Genomic DNA, 18142 nt, shown 5'->3' on the forward strand with positions numbered 1-18142 from the left:
CGTAAACGCCGGGCTTCTAAACAACAATTCAGCTCAACTAGGCCTTATTTCGCACTAGCAAGCTCTCGCCTGTCATTTCATCTGGCTTAACCATTCCCATCATATCCAACAAAGTTGGCGCAATGTCGCATAACGCCCCCTCTTTGATAGACACATTTTCTTCAGGCGTATAAAGCACCAAAGGTACTGGCTCCAAAGTATGGGAAGTAAGAGGTTGGCTGCCGTCATCGCTCAGCATTTGCTCGACGTTACCGTGGTCTGCAGTAATCAAACACTGACCACCGTTTTTCTCAAGTGCTTCGATCACTCGACCAATACAAGCGTCTACCGCTTCTACGGCTTGTACAGCAGCATCAAAAATACCACTGTGGCCGACCATGTCACCATTGGCAAAGTTACAAATGATCGTATCGTATTTACCTGCTTCAATGACTTCCACCAGCTTGTCTGTTACCTCTGGTGCGCTCATTTCAGGTTTCAAATCGTAGGTTGCTACGTCTGGAGAAGGTATCAGTTCACGTTCTTCACCAGCAAAGACAGCTTCTTCGCCACCATTAAAGAAGAAAGTAACGTGTGCGTATTTTTCAGTTTCCGCGATTCTAAGTTGCGTCTTATTCTCTTTCGAAAGAATTTCACCCAATGTGTTAGAAAGCGCGACAGGAGGGAATGCAACCGATGCAGAAATATCAGACGCGTATTCCGTGAAGGTAACAAAGCCCGATAGCGACGGCGTTTCATTACGCTCAAAACCAGAAAAAGACGCATCAGTGAACGCACGAGTCAATTGACGAGCACGGTCAGGACGGAAGTTTGCGAAGACAATCGCGTCGCCGTCATCCACTTTAACCGCGTCACCAATCACCGTTGCTTTAACGAATTCATCGTTTTCGTCTCGCTCATACGCAGCGGCGATGGCTTGCTCAGCCGATTCCGCCTCATATAAACCGTTGCCTGAGACAATCGCATCGTATGCTTGTTGTACTCGTTCCCAACGGTTATCACGATCCATCGCGAAATAACGACCTGTTAAGGTTGCAATTTTGCCCACACCAAGTGCTTTTAATTTAGCATCCAGCTCAGATACGGGACCTTGAGCAGAGCGTGGTGGCGTATCACGACCGTCTGTAAAGCCGTGTACGTAGATCGCTTTAGCGCCACGTTTCACCGCTAACTCAGCCATCGCCATAATATGCTCATGATGACTATGAACACCACCAGCAGAAAGCAGACCAAGAATGTGAACTGCTTTTCCAGCTGCTACCGCTTTGTCTACTGTATTAACCAATTCTGTATTTTCAAAGAAGCTACCATCATCAATGGCTTTACTAATGCGAGTGAAGTTCTGATAAACAACGCGGCCAGCCCCAAGGTTCATATGACCGACTTCGGAGTTCCCCATTTGACCATCAGGTAAACCGACCGCCATTCCAGAGGTTTTGATCAAAGTATGAGGTTTGGACGCCCATAGAGCATCCCAATTTGGCGTAGTCGCGGCAGCAATTGCATTCGATTTGGACGTTTCGCTGTAACCCCAGCCATCCAGAATAAACAAGGCAGTTGTTTTCTTGCTCATTATCTTCATCCCATTAGTATTCTTAACACAATATGATTACGCTTGATCGTCGGCAAAGCCTACACAGCCTTATAGAAAGGCGATAGTCGCATACGAGACGAGCAAACAAGGTAAGTGTTACGTAGATTAGTTGTATTTATTAGTTTGATACTACCACAGCGCTCGGATATTGTGACATTAGCATCCGTGTATAGCAGCTATTAATTTTGCAAATTGGTTAAGACGGTGTGAATGCTTCCGTCAGAAAACGCCCCGTTTTTAACTGGAGCGCATCTTTTCAATTAACCAGTCCCGAAACATAACCACTTGCTCTAAATCCGCTCTGTCGGCAGGGTAGGATAAGAAATACTCATGAGGCGTATCAATCGCGTCGCCAAACGGCGCGATCAACTCCCCTCTTGCCAGACTTTGCTCAGCAATAAAGGTTGGTAAAATGGCCGCGCCCATTGACTGTTTTGCCGCTTCTAAAAGCATATGAAAATGCTCGAACGTTGCTCCTGAAAGCGCGCTTTGTTCCAGTTTATTCGCAGCAAACCAATCTGGCCACGCGTTAACCCTTGCGGATAAATGGATAAGCTCATAGTTTAAAACGTTAGCACTGACTGTTTTATTTTTTAAGTCCACAGAGGATGGCAAGCTACGTCGAGGGCTAGAAAGCCCGATTAACTCAGGTGAACACACCGCAATGACTTGCTCCCCCATCAGATGATGGGAAATCGCTTTCGGCCAATGATCACCGCCATAATGCAAAATAATATCCGTATTGTCGCTCTCTATCTGAGCACCGCTTTCTAATGCACTGACCTTTATCTGAAACTCAGGATGCAACTCCTGAAACTCATTTAATTTCGGTATTAACCAATACGAAGCAAGAGTCGGCAATGATGCAATTCGCAGCGTCGTTTTTTCATCTTCGCGGCGCAACATTCTTAAACTCGCCCCTTCCATTGCATCTAACAACGGCAGTATTTCTTTGTAATACGCGTCTCCCGTACCGGTCAAAACAAGACGTTTGTTTAACCGAATAAACAGCTCACGAGATAGAAACTCTTCGAGATTACGAATTTGACGACTCACCGCACTTTGAGTCAAATGAAGCTCTTCCGCAGCACGGGTAAAACTAAGATGTCGAACAGAGGCTTCGAAGCACTTCAATGCTGTCGAAGACGGGATGTAATGCCGCATGATCCTTCCAATTATGATGCATAAAGCCAAAATTGTATCGTATATTGTCGATAATGGGGAAAATGAAAACCCGAACTTCTCTGGTTCCCTCCCTTTGGTAAGAGGGAGGAGCTAAACGTCATATTAAGCCGCGTGTGCGGCAGCAAACTTATCTTGTTCCCTCCCCTTACCAAGGGGAGGGTTAGGGAGGGGTCTAGATGTTTGTGTAAACCGACAACATCATTTACACAAAAAGCTTACGCCGAATCGAAACAAGATTCAGTTGGTTCCCTCGATAAGACCCCCTCCCAGCCTCCCCCTTGGTAAGGGGGAGGAGCCAAACGTCATACTAAGCTGCGTGTGCGGCAGCGGACGTTATCAAAACGGGTAACGGAAAGCTCTATATTTTCTAAGCTGCGTGTGCGGCAGCGAACGGCTTTCGATTGTCGCAATGGCGCGAATAATGTTTCTAAGCTGCGTGTGCGGCAGCGAACTTGGGACGAGATAAGCACGACGAGATGTGTATTTTCTAAGCTGCGTGTGCGGCAGCGAACGTTCCGATTCTCAAAATCTCGGAGGCATAGAGTTTCTAAGCTGCGTGTGCGGCAGCGAACAGTTTTGATGATTACTATGACTTCATATTCAATTTCTAAGCTGCGTGTGCGGCAGCGAACAGACGTGTTACGGAGGATGGGACACTGGGGGATTTCTAAGCTGCGTGTGCGGCAGCGAACTATGAAGTTTTTTAAAGGTAAAGCGGTCAAGTTTTCTAAGCTGCGTGTGCGGCAGCGAACGCAGAATACGACCTTCTCAGCGCTCGTAGAAATTTCTAAGCTGCGTGTGCGGCAGCGAACCCGATTTAACAACTAAAACCGTGTACACAATCTTTCTAAGCTGCGTGTGCGGCAGCGAACCTGGTCAGTATGTCGAATTAACAAAATACATATTTCTAAGCTGCGTGTGCGGCAGCGAACCCAAAGAATGTTTAAGAGAGTTCATGGTGAATTTTCTAAGCTGCGTGTGCGGCAGCGAACCCTGTTCGTGATTTGTATATGTGTTTTGAACATTTCTAAGCTGCGTGTGCGGCAGCGAACATGATACAAATTCGGAACTTCTAGACATGACATTTCTAAGCTGCGTGTGCGGCAGCGAACCCAGGTGAATGTGTTTAACACGGTGACCGAGATTTCTAAGCTGCGTGTGCGGCAGCGAACATCCGCGCTATCGCGCGGAAATCAAAGGGAAATTTCTAAGCTGCGTGTGCGGCAGCGAACGTAAAAGACGATGACTTAAACGACGATAAAGATTTCTAAGCTGCGTGTGCGGCAGCGAACTTGCACCCGGTACAGCGCGTGTTGTATTACAATTTCTAAGCTGCGTGTGCGGCAGCGAACACGGGGTGTTGTATCAATCACACGCTTAGCAATTTCTAAGCTGCGTGTGCGGCAGCGAACGCGATTAATGGTGCCCACGGAACGATAATAGATTTCTAAGCTGCGTGTGCGGCAGCGAACTTCAAGGTCTTTGCGCTCTCCAGAGGCTATAATTTCTAAGCTGCGTGTGCGGCAGCGAACCTAACGCCTTTTGACTTGGAGTAGTTACCAAATTTCTAAGCTGCGTGTGCGGCAGCGAACAAAAGCCGCGAACGACTTATTTCTAACGAGGTTTTCTAAGCTGCGTGTGCGGCAGCGAACTTTACGTGATGATGCTCGCTCCGGTGTGAAATTTTCTAAGCTGCGTGTGCGGCAGCGAACGATGCCCAGTGCCGTCATGTAGTCTGGGTCGATTTCTAAGCTGCGTGTGCGGCAGCGAACAGACGCTAATTACGTGCTGAGCGAGCTAATGCTTTCTAAGCTGCGTGTGCGGCAGCGAACATTACGTGCAAAGCTCGCTAATGCGTCGATTATTTCTAAGCTGCGTGTGCGGCAGCGAACAAGGGGAAGTCGGTTGCGGATTCGGTAAGTCATTTCTAAGCTGCGTGTGCGGCAGCGAACGAGAATATTCGTCTCGGCGCGATGCTCGGCAATTTCTAAGCTGCGTGTGCGGCAGCGAACGAAAAGACCTGTAATGTTATTTTTTGATAAACTTTCTAAGCTGCGTGTGCGGCAGCGAACCCTCCAATGTACAGTCTAGTTAACAGATTAAATTTCTAAGCTGCGTGTGCGGCAGCGAACAGCATTTCGCTTTTCAATTAGAGTTATATACTTTTCTAAGCTGCGTGTGCGGCAGCGAACTAAACCGAGACGATATCCGAGACGAATTGTTCTTTCTAAGCTGCGTGTGCGGCAGCGAACACGAGTTTTCATGTCCTCGGTGACGTGTTTTATTTCTAAGCTGCGTGTGCGGCAGCGAACTTGTTTTTAAGGCCATTCATTTGCCGCTTGAATTTCTAAGCTGCGTGTGCGGCAGCGAACCATTTTATGTGGCTGTTGGCGGGGCGGTTCTATTTCTAAGCTGCGTGTGCGGCAGCGAACTGCGTCGGGCATGTTTTTTATCAATTCGTAAATTTCTAAGCTGCGTGTGCGGCAGCGAACGATCCCGCAATGGTGGGGTGATTTCCAAGTCTTTTCTAAGCTGCGTGTGCGGCAGCGAACAATAGTGTATCAACAAAAAAACGAGTCACAATATAGAGTTAGGTAAAAATACCTATTTTTACCTATGTTTTTTCCTCACATCGCAAATCGTTGTTTTGTAAGTCATTTTTTAAAGAGCGTTTTTTATTGGTTAAAACTTGGGTCATACGATCTTTCTTGTTTAAGCCATAGGCGGTATAGAAAGTTCATTTAGATAAAGTACGCGTCTGACCAATCACGTCTCAACCTAAATAGTGACTCATTAATAGTAGTACAGTGTTGAGGCGTGTCACAAGCACAGATATGCATTTCACTAAAGGTCGTTATTTGCTGGATACATTATGGATGCTAAGTAAGTAAATGCTTACTTTGTCCTAGGTGATATGCTTTTGCACCGACTTCATAAAAGACTCGTTTTAATTCTCGAAGGGGGGTATCTCGCAATACCGATGTAGGTGCGGATAGGCTCTCAATGTCCCCCGCGAACCAATGCGCAAGTTCTTTGCCCATTACGGTGCCGGGTCCGATTCCTCGACCACTGTAGCCCGCGACACTAAATAGCCCTCGTTGCAATTGCTGGCAATGAGGTAAGTGATCTTCGCTGTAGGCAATCTTCCCTGTCCAACAGTAATCCCATTCAAGGTTGGATAGCGTTGGGAACAGTTCATGTACTCGTTGAGTCGCCCAATTTGTTAGCCTTTGCCCCGTCCCGCCCATTCCACCGAATATTAAACGACCCTGTTGATCTAGCCGAAAAGAGCTCATGACCGTGCAGGTATCCCAACAACCTTCCTTGTTGGGTAAAACACGCTCTAGTTCTTTTTCGGTTAAGGGTTTGGTCGCTAACTGACTGTAAAAGATAGGGACAAATTTTCGCGCTTGTTCCTGAACACCAAATTCGCAATACGCATTGGTCGCTAACACAACTTTCTCAGCGCTGACCGACCCCTTTTCGGTATCAAGTTTCCAACTGTCTTGCTCTGGCACAATTGAGGTCACGGGAGAGTATTCGAAGATGGTTGCTCCCTCTTTTAGAGCGGCATGAGCCAGTCCACGAGCATAAGCTAAAGGTTGGATCGTTCCCGCTCTAGGATCAAATAACGCGCCGCAAAACTTCTCTGAGCCTATTCTAGTCTGCGCATCTGACATGCCAAGTAACTGAACTGGTGCACCACGTTGTTGTAGCTGGTCACACCGTCGTTGCAATTGTGCTAACCCTGCCTTACCTACGCCAGCGTGAAGCGTGCCATGTCGAGTCGCTTCGCATTCGATCTGGTATTCATCAATCAAGCTAAATACCGTATCCGGTGCAACCGATAAGGCGTCATATAAACGCTTTCCATCCTCCAACCCTAACTGTTTATCCAGTTCATCAGGTTCGAGCCATAAACCCGCATTAGCCAAACCGACATTGCGTCCAGACCCACCAAAACCCACTTCTTGAGCTTCGAGTACGACGACAGAAAAGCCTTTTTTTGCAAGATGGAGTGCAGCAGATAACCCGGTAAAACCGGCACCAACAATCGCAACATCGACGACCATATCAGATGAAAGCGATGTGAGTTCAGGTGCGGCAGGCGAACTTGCTCGCCATAGCGAATTACAGTCGGAGTCAATCACAATGCCCCCTAGGCGTTCGAAAATTTAAGCAAGAAAATCGTTTAGAATGGCGCCTAAATGGTAGACGCCATTCTGAGAGCACATTGATCAATGTGCCTTAGTTCAACCGTTGGGGTTATTCGAATACGATACCTTGAGCGAGAGGCAGATCGCCGCCATAGTTGATCGTATTCGTGGTACGACGCATGTAATTACGCCACGCATCGGAACCAGATTCACGACCACCACCAGTCTCTTTTTCGCCTCCAAAGGCACCGCCAATCTCAGCGCCCGAGGTACCGATGTTTACATTCGCAATACCACAGTCAGACCCTGCTGGAGACATAAACAACTCAGCCTCGCGCATGCTTTCTGTGAACACCGCAGAAGACAAACCTTGTGGTACGTTATTTTGAATCTCGATAGCGTCTTCAAATTCGCTGTAAGTCAGGACATACAAAATAGGCGCGAAGGTTTCTTCTTGAACAATTGGCGCGTCATGAGCAATACGAACAATCGCTGGTTTCACATAAAAGCCGCTCGCAGGAACGCCTTCTGTAACACGCTCACCACCGTAAACAACCTCACCACCTTGCTCTTTTGCTGCGGCCAAAGACGCTTGCATACGTCCAAAGCTGCCTTCATCGATAAGCGGCCCAACGAGGTTGCCCTCTTCCATTGGGTTACCAATGCTCAAAGAGGAGTAGGATTTAACAAGGCGCTCAACCAAACCATCCACAACTGATTCATGAGTAATCAAACGTCGAAGTGTCGTACAACGTTGACCTGCGGTACCTGCTGCCGAAAAGACAATGGCTCTAAGTGCCAAGTCTAAGTCGGCTGTTGGAGAAACGATCATGGCATTGTTGCCGCCCAACTCTAAAAGTGATCGACCTAAACGAGCCGCTACCGTTTGAGCGACCGCTTTCCCCATGGCAGTCGAGCCCGTTGCAGAGACGAGAGGGAAAACAGGATTAGAAGCAATCGCTTCACCTAAATCACGCCCACCGATCATGACACTCACGGAGGCCTTTGGAATATCAGGCATGTCTGCAATCACATTCTGTGCGATTTGATACATTGCCAAGGCACACAATGGCGCTTTTTCAGAAGGTTTTAATAAGATCGGATCACCGCACACTAGACCTAGCATGGCGTTCCAAGCCCATACCGCCATCGGGAAGTTAAAGGCCGTGATGACCGCAACAGGACCAAGTGGCTGCCATTGCTCCATCATTCTGTGTCCAGGGCGTTCAGATACAATCGACAAACCGTGTAGCATACGAGACTGACCCACAGCGAAATCGCACACGTCAATCCATTCCTGAACCTCGCCTAATGCCTCTGGTAAGATTTTGCCTGCCTCCAAAGAAATCACCTGTGCGAGTTCTTCTTTGTATTTTCGAGCCTCTTCGCCAATACGACGAACCAACTCACCACGACGCGGCGCAGGAATCACCCGAAGCGCTTTGAAAGCGTCTTGAAGCTCAGACGCGACAGACGAAAGTTGCTCCGGCACGGCATTATTAAACTGAGACAGCACAGCACCATCAATGGGGCTATGCGCAGAGAAAGCGTCGCCTTGGCCCATTTCGCAAACATTGCCAGTTAAGACGCTGAAATAACGATCGCCTTGCTTAAGAGAATTGATACCAAGCGTTTCCAAACACGTTAAAGTCATACCCGACCTCTTACTAAGTAAATTGAGTTTCTGTCACAGTACCGAGCCTTGCTATCGATTTGAAATATTGATTTCCTGCTAGTGATCTAGTTTTTTCCTATAGCAAGAACCATAATGTAATTCCTGTACCATTTTTAGTTAGATGAAAAACGAGGAGAGGCCAAGTGGATATTCGTTCTCTACGATACTTTATCGCCGTATTTGAAGAGCGCAGTTTAAGCGCGGCGGCAAAACGCTGCTTCGTCGCGCAACCGTCTATTTCTGCAACACTGGCCCAATTAGAAGAAGACTTGAGTACAAAACTGTTTGTGCGGCACTCGAAAGGTGTCTCACCGACCGACAGCGGCAGCCAGCTTTACCCTCATGCTTGTCGAATGGTGAACGATCTCAACTCACTTAGGGGGCTTTTTTCTGAAAATACCACGCCTCTGTCTCTTACCATTTCATTAACGCCTTTTTTATCCGGTGCTTTCATCAGTCAGGTGATCAAAAAAATGTTGGATGAAATAAGTGGACTAACCTTGAACTTGATCGACGAGTCGGAAAGCGCGGATTTGCGTTTTACATGCAGCCGCTATACCTCAGAAGACGATGTTTTCTACCCGCTCTGGGAAGACGACTATGTTATTGCAATGCCAGAAGGGCATTGGCTCAGTGAATTTCCTTCTCTTTCTATTAAGCAGATAGACAGACAACCTTTTATTTCTCGTACGCCATGCGACATTCTTGAGTCGTGGAACTACCTTATGCAAAAACAAGGACTTAAGACGGATATTCGTGCCCAAGTAAAAACAGAAGAATATGCGCTCGACCTTGTGGCAGCGGGACTGGGAATTTCACTGATTCCTGAACATTCTTCTAGAGGACGGTCAGACATCTGCATCAGACCTATCAACGATGTCAAACTTAAACGGGTTGTTGGCTTGGCGCATTGTAAAGACAGAAGCTTTCCAGCTCACTTAATTAATACGATCTTATCCTCAAAGCAGCAGCTACTATTGACCTAACTTAGAGGCTTAGCATGACTTTTTCGCATCATTAAATGCTTTTTTACCTTTTGCCTTTTCTACGACGAGTGACATAGAGTTTTCTTATCGGTAAAAATAGACGAACAAAAAGGTAGAGCAATGAACACCAACGATTTTTTCGACTCTCTCTGGTCCAAGTACACTCAGATCACGCCTCAAGCGCAGCGAATTCAATCCCTTTTTCAAGATCAAGGGGAAACGGTATTAAACGATCACGTTGCTTTTAGAACCTTTAACAATTCCCCTATCGAGCTTGAAAAACTTGAGCCTCAGTTGTCCGCACTTGGCTATAAAGCATACGGTGCTTTTCGATTTGAAAACAAACACCTGAAAGCTCGATGCTATAAGCATGAATCCGATACGCTGGCGCCTAAAATCTTTTTGTCGGAACTGATCACCGAAGAGTTACCCGCCGTTTGCCAAGAAATTATCACGAAGCTCACCGAGCAAATCGCACTTAACGCGGTTCAATCTCCTGATATTTTTTGGGCTGGAACGCTATGGGATAAAATATCAGAAGAAGACTACCTCACACTGGCAGAGCATTCTGAATACGCCGCGTGGCTATCGACAATGGGGCTTCAAGCAAACCATTTTACCGTGAGCATCAATCACCTTAAAAAATTCCCGACGATAGAAGAGGTTAATTCGTTGCTACAGAACGAAGGGTATACCCTAAACAGCGTTGGCGGAATCGTAAAAGGGTCACCGCAACTGTATTTAGAGCAATCATCGACCATGGCAGATAAAGTAGAAGTCACATTTGCAAACGATATAAAGCGCACCATCCCAAGCTGCTTCTACGAGTTTGCTAAACGCCACAAACAGCCCGATGGCGTGCTATTTGATAGCTTTATCGAAGGTAACGCAGATAAAATTTTCGACTCAACAAACGCCCAATAAACAAACGCCCAATAAATCGCCTACATTTGGCGCTACTTACGATAGCGTCATTTGATATTTACATCGACGGATAAGAGCAGTGACAGTGCTTTTTGGGCCGTGACGGCGTTCCCATAGTAGAAAAGGTTTGTAATAAACGGCGTGGACGGCATGGCAAGAGACACGTCTGCTGTCTGCTGTCCTTCTAAATAGAGTGGCCCTTGTTCATTCCAAACCACACGCACCGAAAGACGTTCGCCAGCGGGCGAGCTCAATACCCACTCGCTCACATCGCCGCGCCAAACCTCGATTGGGTCTGCGCTAAAGGCCATTTGGTTCTTATCACTCGCCAGCACTAAGGTTAAGCGAATGCGATCTCCCTTCTTACCATCCGATTTGCGGTCAAGCACTCGCTTATTGAGTGACGCCAGCAACCCGTCGGCTAATTGTAAATTCGCGGCATTCTGTTGAAGAATCGCGTTTTGTCCACGTTCTGAATGGCTAACTAACGGTGCACCACGCTGTAAATCAGGAATGATGTGCGCACGCTCCCATAACGACTCTAATTTTTCCGATAGCGCGACTTGAGTTTCTTTTCGCTTCTCTTCGAAATTAGATTTATGAGCACTGGAGGAGCAAGCACTTAAAAGCAAAACAGCCAAAAAGGCAGAAATACATTTTAGCCATTGGCCTTTTGTTACGGCATTTTCATTTGCTTTTCGACCAAAACTAAACATGCTTTTCTCCATTTATACTGTGCGTAGTGAACCTATTAAGGAAGGTACGAATAAGTCTTATGAGCTTCAGTCTTATCAGAGAAACAGTCTATTAAGGCGAGAGTGAGCAGGAATGTTAATACCTTTCAATTACTCTTAACGAAGATAGGCTGTTTCTCTGAAAGACCCAAAGGGCGTGGGCTAAGCTTTCTTTAATTCTTTGTTAACTTTCTTGCCAATATGCTCAATATTGGACAGCGGCATTTGTCTCCAGACACTTGCCTCGAATAAAGAAAAGTTATCCACACGCTGAAGCCAGTGGACTTGTTCGTACCTTCCTTAACTGTCGCACTAATACGAAAAAAATGCGACCTCTTGTATAAAGGTAGCATTCCGAGTCTGTACCCGTCGGACAGCGCGTGTATAATGCTTGACAGATTTTCTTAGGCTTAAGCAAACATCACAGGCTTTTACAATTATGATTGATCAAATTCTCGAATTCTCTACCAACCATTGGGAAATGGTTGCCGTGTTTTTCTTCGTTCTCGCAGCGGTCGTATTCGTTGAGATGCGAGGCAATGCTCGTGGCATCACAACCGCCAGTTTAACCGACTTGGTAAACAACAAAAACGCGGCTGTTATCGACATCCGACCGACTAAGGAATTCAGAGCAGGCCACATCACTGGCGCTATCAATATTCCTGCTAACAAATTAAAAGATAAGAATGCAGAGCTTGAGAAACACAAATCTAACCCTATTATCCTTGTATGTAAGACAGGAATGACGGCTGGATCAAACGCGAAAGAGCTGATCAAAGCGGGATTCGAAGTCTATAAACTACAAGGCGGTATCGCCGAGTGGGAAAATGCAAATCTTCCACTTGTAAAAGCGTAACAATTAGAGGGCATTATGGCTGACGTAACCATCTATTCAAGTGACTACTGTCCGTTCTGCGTGCGCGCAAAGCAATTGCTCGACATGAAGAACGTGAGTTTTAATGAAATTAACGTGGACGGTAACCGCACGCTACGCCAAGAAATGATGGAAAAAAGCGGACGCCATACTGTACCGCAAATTTGGATCGACAATCATCACGTTGGTGGCTGCGACGAACTGTTTGCGCTCGAGCGAGAGCAAAAGTTAGATCCAATGCTTTCTGTTTAGAACTTTCTATTTAGTATAATGAAAAAATAGACAACACAAGGAACCAAAATGGCTGACGAAAATAATCAAGAAGCACAACAAGCTCAAGGCCCTGTGCTTCAAATGCAACGCGTTTTCTTAAAAGACATTTCTTTTGAATCTCCTCGCTCTCCAATGATTTTTCAGGAAGAGTGGAAGCCAGAACTTGGTTTAGAACTCAACACTAAAAGCCGTCAAGTTGGCGAAAACGTATATGAAGTTGTACTTGAAATCACTGTAAACGTTAAGAACGAAGGCGAGCCAGCTTACCTAGTTCAAGTTCAACAAGGTGGTTTGTTTACAATTTCTGGTTTGGAAGAACAACAACTGCACCATGCACTTGGTGCATTCTGTCCAGGTACCTTGTTCCCATACGCTCGTGAAAACATCGACGCTATCGTTGTAAAAGGTAGCTTCAGCCCAGTGATGCTTGCACCGATTAACTTTGACGCGCTTTACTTAGAAAGCCTTCAAAAGCAACAACCTGAAGCTGAAACAACTCAATAAGATTGAGTAATCTGTCGCTAATGTAGAAAGCATTAGGAAGACAACCCAAAAAAGAGGCATCACGCCTCTTTTTTTGTTTCTGAATTTATTTCTTGTTTAACTTCAATGTAAGCCCATCCCTAGCACAGGCCTCTGTATTCGAGTAAGCTTTCTGGAGCTTATGGAATTGGAAGGACTGCAAATTGAAGAAGAAAAAACCGTGCCCTTACTGCATGCGTATGCGCTGGATGATTCTTTATCTTGGTTGTGCTGCACTTGTTGGCGTATTATTTGTCGATCATTTTTTAGGAAAAGGAAGCTAATCAGTGCGGTTTATCGTTGTATGCCTTGTTACTCTTTTTATCAACGGCTGTGCCACTTACCGAAATGACATTGACGAAGGGCTTACCTTAGCACATGAAGGGAATTGGAAAGCCGCAGAAGAATCAATGGATAAAGCATTAGATAGCTCTCAAGACCAATTGCTCTTTTATCTAGAAAAAGGCGCATTGGCTCAATATCAAGGTGATTATCAACGCAGTAACGAGTTACTTGAAGAAGCAGAAAAAATAAGCGACACCTTTTTTTCCTCCACTTATTCGAATCGCGCTTGGGCCTTACTGACTAACCCTCGCCAAAGTGATTACCGAGGCAATGGCCTTGAACGTGTCTACATAAGCTACTTAAAATCCCTCAACTATCTTGCGCTATCTGGACAAGCGACTAACACGTCAAAAAAACAACAATTGATGGACTCGGCTTTAGTCGAAGCGCGCCGTATTGACCTTAAGCTAAATGAAATAGCCGCTCAGTCCACAAGCTATTCCGAACTCAATGCCAAAGAAGACCAAGCTTTCTACATGAAAGCGCTTGAATGGCTCGGTAATTTTTACCAAGGCGGCAGAAGCTCGGAGCAGTACGAATATCGAGAAGATGCATGGGCGCGATACCTCGAGGGCATTCAATACGAGAAAAGCAAAGAGTATGACGACGCGCGTATCAGCTATGAATCTGCCGCACAGCTTTATGAAGCTGGGTATGCTAAGCAATACGACCTAACCCCAGATGCCGCGACACGCGCGTGGCTTGATGCCATTAGAATGATGGACAAAGGCGGATGGAGTAACGCGGAGATAAACGAAGCCATCGACGTACACTTAACGCCAAGCTATAAAACCTTATTAGAAGAATATAACGAGCACGATGCCGAAATTGTCGTTTTAGAGCATCAAGGCTTTGTGCCCGCTAAAAAAGAAATGTCGCTGTTACTGTTAGCCGACCCAGCGGCTTATTCTCTCGTTTTAGAACCCCTTCATGGTGGTGGAAACACTAAAGAGAACGACGCTTTTCGCTGGTTTACCATGGTCTACTCTGATGCAACGCCACTTAGTTTGATTGCCAATTACAAGGCAGGCGGCGCTTGGCGCGCTTTTGATGGCCTTTTCAATAAACGCGTTATTCTAGGTAGACCTGTATGGAGCCAGCTCAGTGCGACAGGGTTAGAAGGCATGTTGATGAACCAGCCTTTAAGAATCACGGTACCTTTTTACCCACGATTTAGCCTAGATCAGTCGAAAACGGACGTCACCGCAGGAACTTTTACCGACAACCTATCTCTTAGAATGACCTCCTTGGCTGATATATCGCTTCAAAATCAACTGAAGACAGCGCAACGAGACATTTACGAAAGTTTAATTCGAGAACTGATTCGAGGCTGGCTAGCGTATCAGGTTCAATCCAATATAGAAGATCAGGGCGCGAGTATGCTTATCGGCTTGGTTAGCCAAGTCGCGGTATTTGCGAGTTCAGCTTCTGATACTCGAAACTGGCTGACCTTGCCCGCGCAAGTTCGTTTGACCCGTATGCCAATCGAATCAGGAAGCTATACTCCAAGCTATAGTGTGGGCAACAAAACGTTTAATATGGCCGAAACATCCATTGAAAAGGATGGTTTGGTGATATGGAATATCCGTAATCCAAATTAGTAATGAACTTTTATTTGGCTAGATTAATTTATAGCTGTACTACTTTCGACTTATTTATAGGGAGACATATCAATGTTTAAGTCGCTTTCAAGATCTATTTTTGTACTTTTTACCGTTTTAACCATTACCGCGTGTTCCAGTGGTGGCGTTAAACGAATCAGTACCGATGAAGAAGTTGCTTTGTCGGACCGCTGGAACGATACAGACTCTCGCCTTGTGGCTGAAGCCATGATGGGCGAAATGCTGACCTTCCCATGGTACCGTCAATATAAGGTCGAACACGATGGCAACCCAACGGTCATCATTCAATCGATTCGCAATAAGAGCCACGAGCACATCCCTGTCGATACTTTTATCAATGACATTAAGCGTAGCTTCCTAAAAGAAGGCAAAGTAGATTTTGTCGTCTCAGGCGAAGAACGTGAAGACATTCGTACAGAACGCGAAGACCAAGAAATGAATGCCGCAGAAGGCACCGCCGCTGAATTTGGACAAGAGCAAGGCGCTCAATTCGCGTTGTCTGGCACGATCAACTCGATTGTCGATTCCAATGGTGATCAGCGCGTTACCTTCTATCAAGTTGACTTAAAGTTGATCAACATGACCACAAACCGTGAAGTATGGAACGGACAGAAGAAAATCAAAAAATTGGCTGACAAAGGATTCTTCTAATGACTTATACAGCCACCTTGTATCATCGTAAACGACTGATTTTGGGTGTTTGTTTGTCTAGTCTGTTAACGGGTTGTATCGGTGCCAGTCACGATAATAGCTCGCAGGAAGCCGCTGCGTCTGCATTGCCCGAATGGATTTCAAACCCACCAAAAGATACACGTTATCTGTATGGTGTTGGCTCTTACAGCAAGATCGACGATCTTGCTGAGGCCTTTAAGCAAGCTGAACAGAATGGCAACGCACAAATTGCTCAGCAGCTTAGAACACAAGTGTCTCAGGTCAATACTCAGGACATACAGGTCACCAAGTCGACGGGGCAACAGGAGCAGGTTCTCAGAGCCCAATCCGCCTATACGAAATCCAAGTCTCTGAATATTGAGTTAGACCAAATACAGAATAAAGAACGCTATCAGGATACTCAGTATGTCTATGCGTTACAGGCTTTTGATCGAAGCAAAGCCGCCTCTCGTCTTAGACAAAAGATTGATGAAATTGATGGTGATATCCGAACTATCGGATCTGGACTCACTCTCCTATCCGAACCGGATAAAAGTGAGTGGCGTACTTACCTCTCTTTGATACCCAAGTTTTCTGAACGACAGCAGCTCGTCGAAAAGCTTGAGCTTTACTCTCAATCGGGCGCTATTTTTCCACCAGACAAAAAAGTGAAAGAGATTCAACGAGCGCTTGGTACAGCGTTAAACACCTTCTCGTTTAACGTGACATCGAGCGAACTCACGAACCCTATCAACAGTCAGCTTACTGAGGTTGGCTTGAGAGCGGGCACCGAAAATGTTGTTTGGAAACTATCAACACAGACTCAATCCCGCTCTGAGCAAAAAGCAGGCAGAACCTACGCCTTCATAGAGGGCACACTTAGCCTCTCTACTCGTGATGGGGAACCATTAGGAAGCTGGTCAGCAAAAGGCAGAGGGATATCCAAACAAGAAGCATCCGCGACGTTAAAGGCACAGCAAGATTGGTCTGAAAAAGCGGTCACTTCGATGTTTCAGTGGATGACGAGTAACTAAACTCTTTGAGAAAATAACAGACTTTTAGTCTCGCTAGACGCGTTTTGTTCGATAACGCTTACTAGTACTAGGAAGGCAGGTTTTCACTTTTAGATTAAGAGCCAGCCCATTGATTTGATCTGGCTCTTATTACGCCTAACACGTCACTTCTTACACTTTACCTCTAAACTCTTAGTGTCTAAACAGGTCACTTCCGAGACCCTTAGTAAATAAAAGCGCAGGTTATCTTATTTCAGATCTTCGTAAGGTAAGCCGACGTACTGCATTGCAACGACTTTTCGACCTTCTTCATTATCGGTATAGAAGTTCAGCTCAGAACTCATAAAGCGATCGAACGTGATCGCATCCGCACCACTGACAGAAACATCGTCAAAGTCATGCATCATATTGGTCATCCACCAAGAGAAACGCTCACCATTCCAGACACGACGCAAACAAATTTCAGAGTACTGATTAATACAGTCTTTATCATTCTCTTTGTAAACACGGGTCATGATTTTATATAAGGTTGCCACATCCGATGCTGCAAGGTTCAAGCCTTTCGCCCCTGTCGGAGGAACGATATGAGCGGCGTCCCCAACCAAGAAAAGGTTCCCATATTGCATCGGCTCACAAACGAACGAGCGCAAAGGGGCAATACTTTTCTCAATACTAGGGCCTGTTTGCATTTTGCTTGCGACATCATCCGGCAAACGTTTTTTCAATTCTTCCCAAAATGCCTCATCACTCCAGTTTTCAACTTTATCGGTCAATGGCACCTGAAGGTAGTATCGAGAACGAGTTTGCGAACGCATACTCGCCAAGGCAAAACCTCGGTCAGTCTTACAGTAAATCAGCTCATCATGAGCAGGCTTAGTATCAGATAGAAGCCCTAACCAACCAAATGGATAAACACGTTCAAACTCTGTTTTAACATCATCAGGAATCGTTTTGCGAGACACGCCGTGGAAACCGTCACAACCCGCAATGTAATCACAGTCTAGGCGAACCTGTTCACCATTCTTTTCAAAAGTAACGTACGGAGTATCCGTATCCGATTTAACGTCATGCAATTTCACGTCACTGGCTTCGTATACCGTCGTATAACCAGCTTTAGCGCGCGCTTCCATTAAGTCTCGCGTTACTTCGGTTTGGCCGTATACCATCACCGTGTCGCCGCCAGTTAGTTCGTCCAACGCAATGCGAACACGCTTATTGTTAAATGCCAGCTCAAAGCCATCATGAACTTCACCTTCTTTGTCCATGCGTTCACTAACACCCGCTTCCCTTAGAAGATTGACCATCCCTTGTTCAAGAACGCCCGCACGAATTCGGCCTAAGATGTACTCGCCCGTAACACGTTCAATAATGACGTTGTCTATGCCCTGTTTGGCTAACAACTGACCTAAAAGCAAGCCTGACGGACCTGCACCAATAATCGCTACTTTTGTTTTCATTATTCTGTACCTGTATTGTTCTTTTTATAGATATGTAACTGCTTATATCTATAGTGGTAGAGAGAGGCGGATTTCGTCAGGTACTATAGGGACAATAAATTGTACTTTTTGGACATGGAAAGCTACCTTT

Annotated in this window: 14 protein-coding genes and 1 CRISPR repeat array; of the genes, 8 read left to right on the plus strand and 6 right to left on the minus strand. The window is 45.9% G+C overall.

Translation table 11 applies throughout. The annotated features are described in order from the left end of the window. Window positions 1–37: 37 nt before the first annotated feature. The 4 genes from gpmI to amaB form a co-directional block, all read right to left on the minus strand. Window positions 38–1573 (minus strand): 2,3-bisphosphoglycerate-independent phosphoglycerate mutase, encoded by a 1536-nt coding sequence (gpmI, locus tag MARME_RS17785; RefSeq protein ID WP_013662655.1) that lies wholly within the window; start codon window positions 1571–1573, stop codon window positions 38–40. Window positions 1574–1831: 258 nt separating this feature from the next. Next, on the minus strand, window positions 1832–2758 hold the full coding sequence (locus MARME_RS17790) for a LysR substrate-binding domain-containing protein (protein WP_013662656.1): 927 nt from the start codon (window positions 2756–2758) through the stop codon (window positions 1832–1834). A gap of 325 nt (window positions 2759–3083) precedes the next feature. Then, window positions 3084–5331: direct repeats of the CRISPR family, unit length 28 nt; unit sequence TTTCTAAGCTGCGTGTGCGGCAGCGAAC. Window positions 5332–5658: 327 nt separating this feature from the next. Then, complete coding sequence (locus tag MARME_RS17795) at window positions 5659–6930, minus strand: NAD(P)/FAD-dependent oxidoreductase (protein ID WP_013662657.1); 1272 nt, start codon at window positions 6928–6930, stop codon at window positions 5659–5661. Window positions 6931–7045: 115 nt separating this feature from the next. Then, the gene (amaB, locus tag MARME_RS17800; RefSeq protein ID WP_013662658.1) at window positions 7046–8590 is read right to left on the minus strand and encodes an L-piperidine-6-carboxylate dehydrogenase; all 1545 of its coding nucleotides are present in this window, start codon (window positions 8588–8590) and stop codon (window positions 7046–7048) included. 164 nt (window positions 8591–8754) lie between these two features. Between amaB and MARME_RS17805 the strand changes: the two genes are divergently transcribed. Further along, on the plus strand, window positions 8755–9597 hold the full coding sequence (locus MARME_RS17805; protein ID WP_013662659.1) for a LysR family transcriptional regulator: 843 nt from the start codon (window positions 8755–8757) through the stop codon (window positions 9595–9597). A gap of 120 nt (window positions 9598–9717) precedes the next feature. Next, window positions 9718–10521: a DUF1338 domain-containing protein gene (locus tag MARME_RS17810; RefSeq protein WP_013662660.1), complete on the plus strand. Its 804-nt coding sequence runs from the start codon at window positions 9718–9720 to the stop codon at window positions 10519–10521. A 47-nt stretch (window positions 10522–10568) separates the two neighbouring features. Here the strand turns inward: MARME_RS17810 and MARME_RS17815 are convergent, their stop codons facing one another. Next, window positions 10569–11237: a hypothetical protein gene (locus tag MARME_RS17815; protein WP_013662661.1), complete on the minus strand. Its 669-nt coding sequence runs from the start codon at window positions 11235–11237 to the stop codon at window positions 10569–10571. Between the two features lie 457 nt (window positions 11238–11694). Between MARME_RS17815 and MARME_RS17820 the strand changes: the two genes are divergently transcribed. The 6 genes from MARME_RS17820 to MARME_RS17845 all read left to right on the plus strand — a co-directional run bounded on the left by MARME_RS17820 (window position 11695) and on the right by MARME_RS17845 (window position 16576). Then, the gene (locus tag MARME_RS17820; RefSeq protein WP_013662662.1) at window positions 11695–12111 is read left to right on the plus strand and encodes a rhodanese-like domain-containing protein; all 417 of its coding nucleotides are present in this window, start codon (window positions 11695–11697) and stop codon (window positions 12109–12111) included. A 15-nt stretch (window positions 12112–12126) separates the two neighbouring features. Then, window positions 12127–12381, plus strand: coding sequence for a glutaredoxin 3 (gene grxC / locus MARME_RS17825; protein WP_013662663.1), 255 nt, complete (start codon window positions 12127–12129; stop codon window positions 12379–12381). Between the two features lie 48 nt (window positions 12382–12429). After that, complete coding sequence (secB, locus tag MARME_RS17830) at window positions 12430–12906, plus strand: protein-export chaperone SecB (protein ID WP_013662664.1); 477 nt, start codon at window positions 12430–12432, stop codon at window positions 12904–12906. Between the two features lie 305 nt (window positions 12907–13211). Beyond that, window positions 13212–14870, plus strand: coding sequence for a hypothetical protein (locus MARME_RS17835; protein ID WP_013662665.1), 1659 nt, complete (start codon window positions 13212–13214; stop codon window positions 14868–14870). 72 nt (window positions 14871–14942) lie between these two features. Further along, the gene (locus MARME_RS17840) at window positions 14943–15542 is read left to right on the plus strand and encodes a penicillin-binding protein activator LpoB (protein WP_013662666.1); all 600 of its coding nucleotides are present in this window, start codon (window positions 14943–14945) and stop codon (window positions 15540–15542) included. Then, window positions 15542–16576 carry an LPP20 family lipoprotein gene (locus MARME_RS17845; protein WP_013662667.1) on the plus strand — a complete coding sequence of 345 codons (1035 nt, stop codon included), beginning with the start codon at window positions 15542–15544 and terminating at the stop codon, window positions 16574–16576. The genes MARME_RS17840 and MARME_RS17845 overlap by 1 nt, the downstream gene beginning before the upstream one ends. Before the next feature lie 227 nt (window positions 16577–16803). Here MARME_RS17845 and pobA read toward each other — a convergent pair whose 3' ends face one another. Then, complete coding sequence (pobA, locus tag MARME_RS17850) at window positions 16804–18012, minus strand: 4-hydroxybenzoate 3-monooxygenase (protein WP_013662668.1); 1209 nt, start codon at window positions 18010–18012, stop codon at window positions 16804–16806. Between the last annotated feature and the right edge of the window lie 130 nt (window positions 18013–18142).

The sequence above is a fragment of the Marinomonas mediterranea MMB-1 genome (assembly GCF_000192865.1).
Classification (GTDB): domain Bacteria; phylum Pseudomonadota; class Gammaproteobacteria; order Pseudomonadales; family Marinomonadaceae; genus Marinomonas; species Marinomonas mediterranea.

Excerpts from the sequence above, each read along its gene's own strand:
- MARME_RS17790 (WP_013662656.1), bottom strand. The coding sequence starts at position 2,758 with ATGCGGCATTACATCCCGTCTTCGACAGCATTGAAGTGCTTCGAAGCC.
- pobA (WP_013662668.1), bottom strand. The coding sequence starts at position 18,012 with ATGAAAACAAAAGTAGCGATTATTGGTGCAGGTCCGTCAGGCTTGCTT.
- MARME_RS17820 (WP_013662662.1), top strand. The coding sequence starts at position 11,695 with ATGATTGATCAAATTCTCGAATTCTCTACCAACCATTGGGAAATGGTT.
- amaB (WP_013662658.1), bottom strand. The coding sequence starts at position 8,590 with ATGACTTTAACGTGTTTGGAAACGCTTGGTATCAATTCTCTTAAGCAA.
- grxC (WP_013662663.1), top strand. The coding sequence starts at position 12,127 with ATGGCTGACGTAACCATCTATTCAAGTGACTACTGTCCGTTCTGCGTG.
- MARME_RS17810 (WP_013662660.1), top strand. The coding sequence starts at position 9,718 with ATGAACACCAACGATTTTTTCGACTCTCTCTGGTCCAAGTACACTCAG.
- gpmI (WP_013662655.1), bottom strand. The coding sequence starts at position 1,573 with ATGAGCAAGAAAACAACTGCCTTGTTTATTCTGGATGGCTGGGGTTAC.
- MARME_RS17840 (WP_013662666.1), top strand. The coding sequence starts at position 14,943 with ATGTTTAAGTCGCTTTCAAGATCTATTTTTGTACTTTTTACCGTTTTA.
- MARME_RS17845 (WP_013662667.1), top strand. The coding sequence starts at position 15,542 with ATGACTTATACAGCCACCTTGTATCATCGTAAACGACTGATTTTGGGT.
- MARME_RS17815 (WP_013662661.1), bottom strand. The coding sequence starts at position 11,237 with ATGTTTAGTTTTGGTCGAAAAGCAAATGAAAATGCCGTAACAAAAGGC.
- secB (WP_013662664.1), top strand. The coding sequence starts at position 12,430 with ATGGCTGACGAAAATAATCAAGAAGCACAACAAGCTCAAGGCCCTGTG.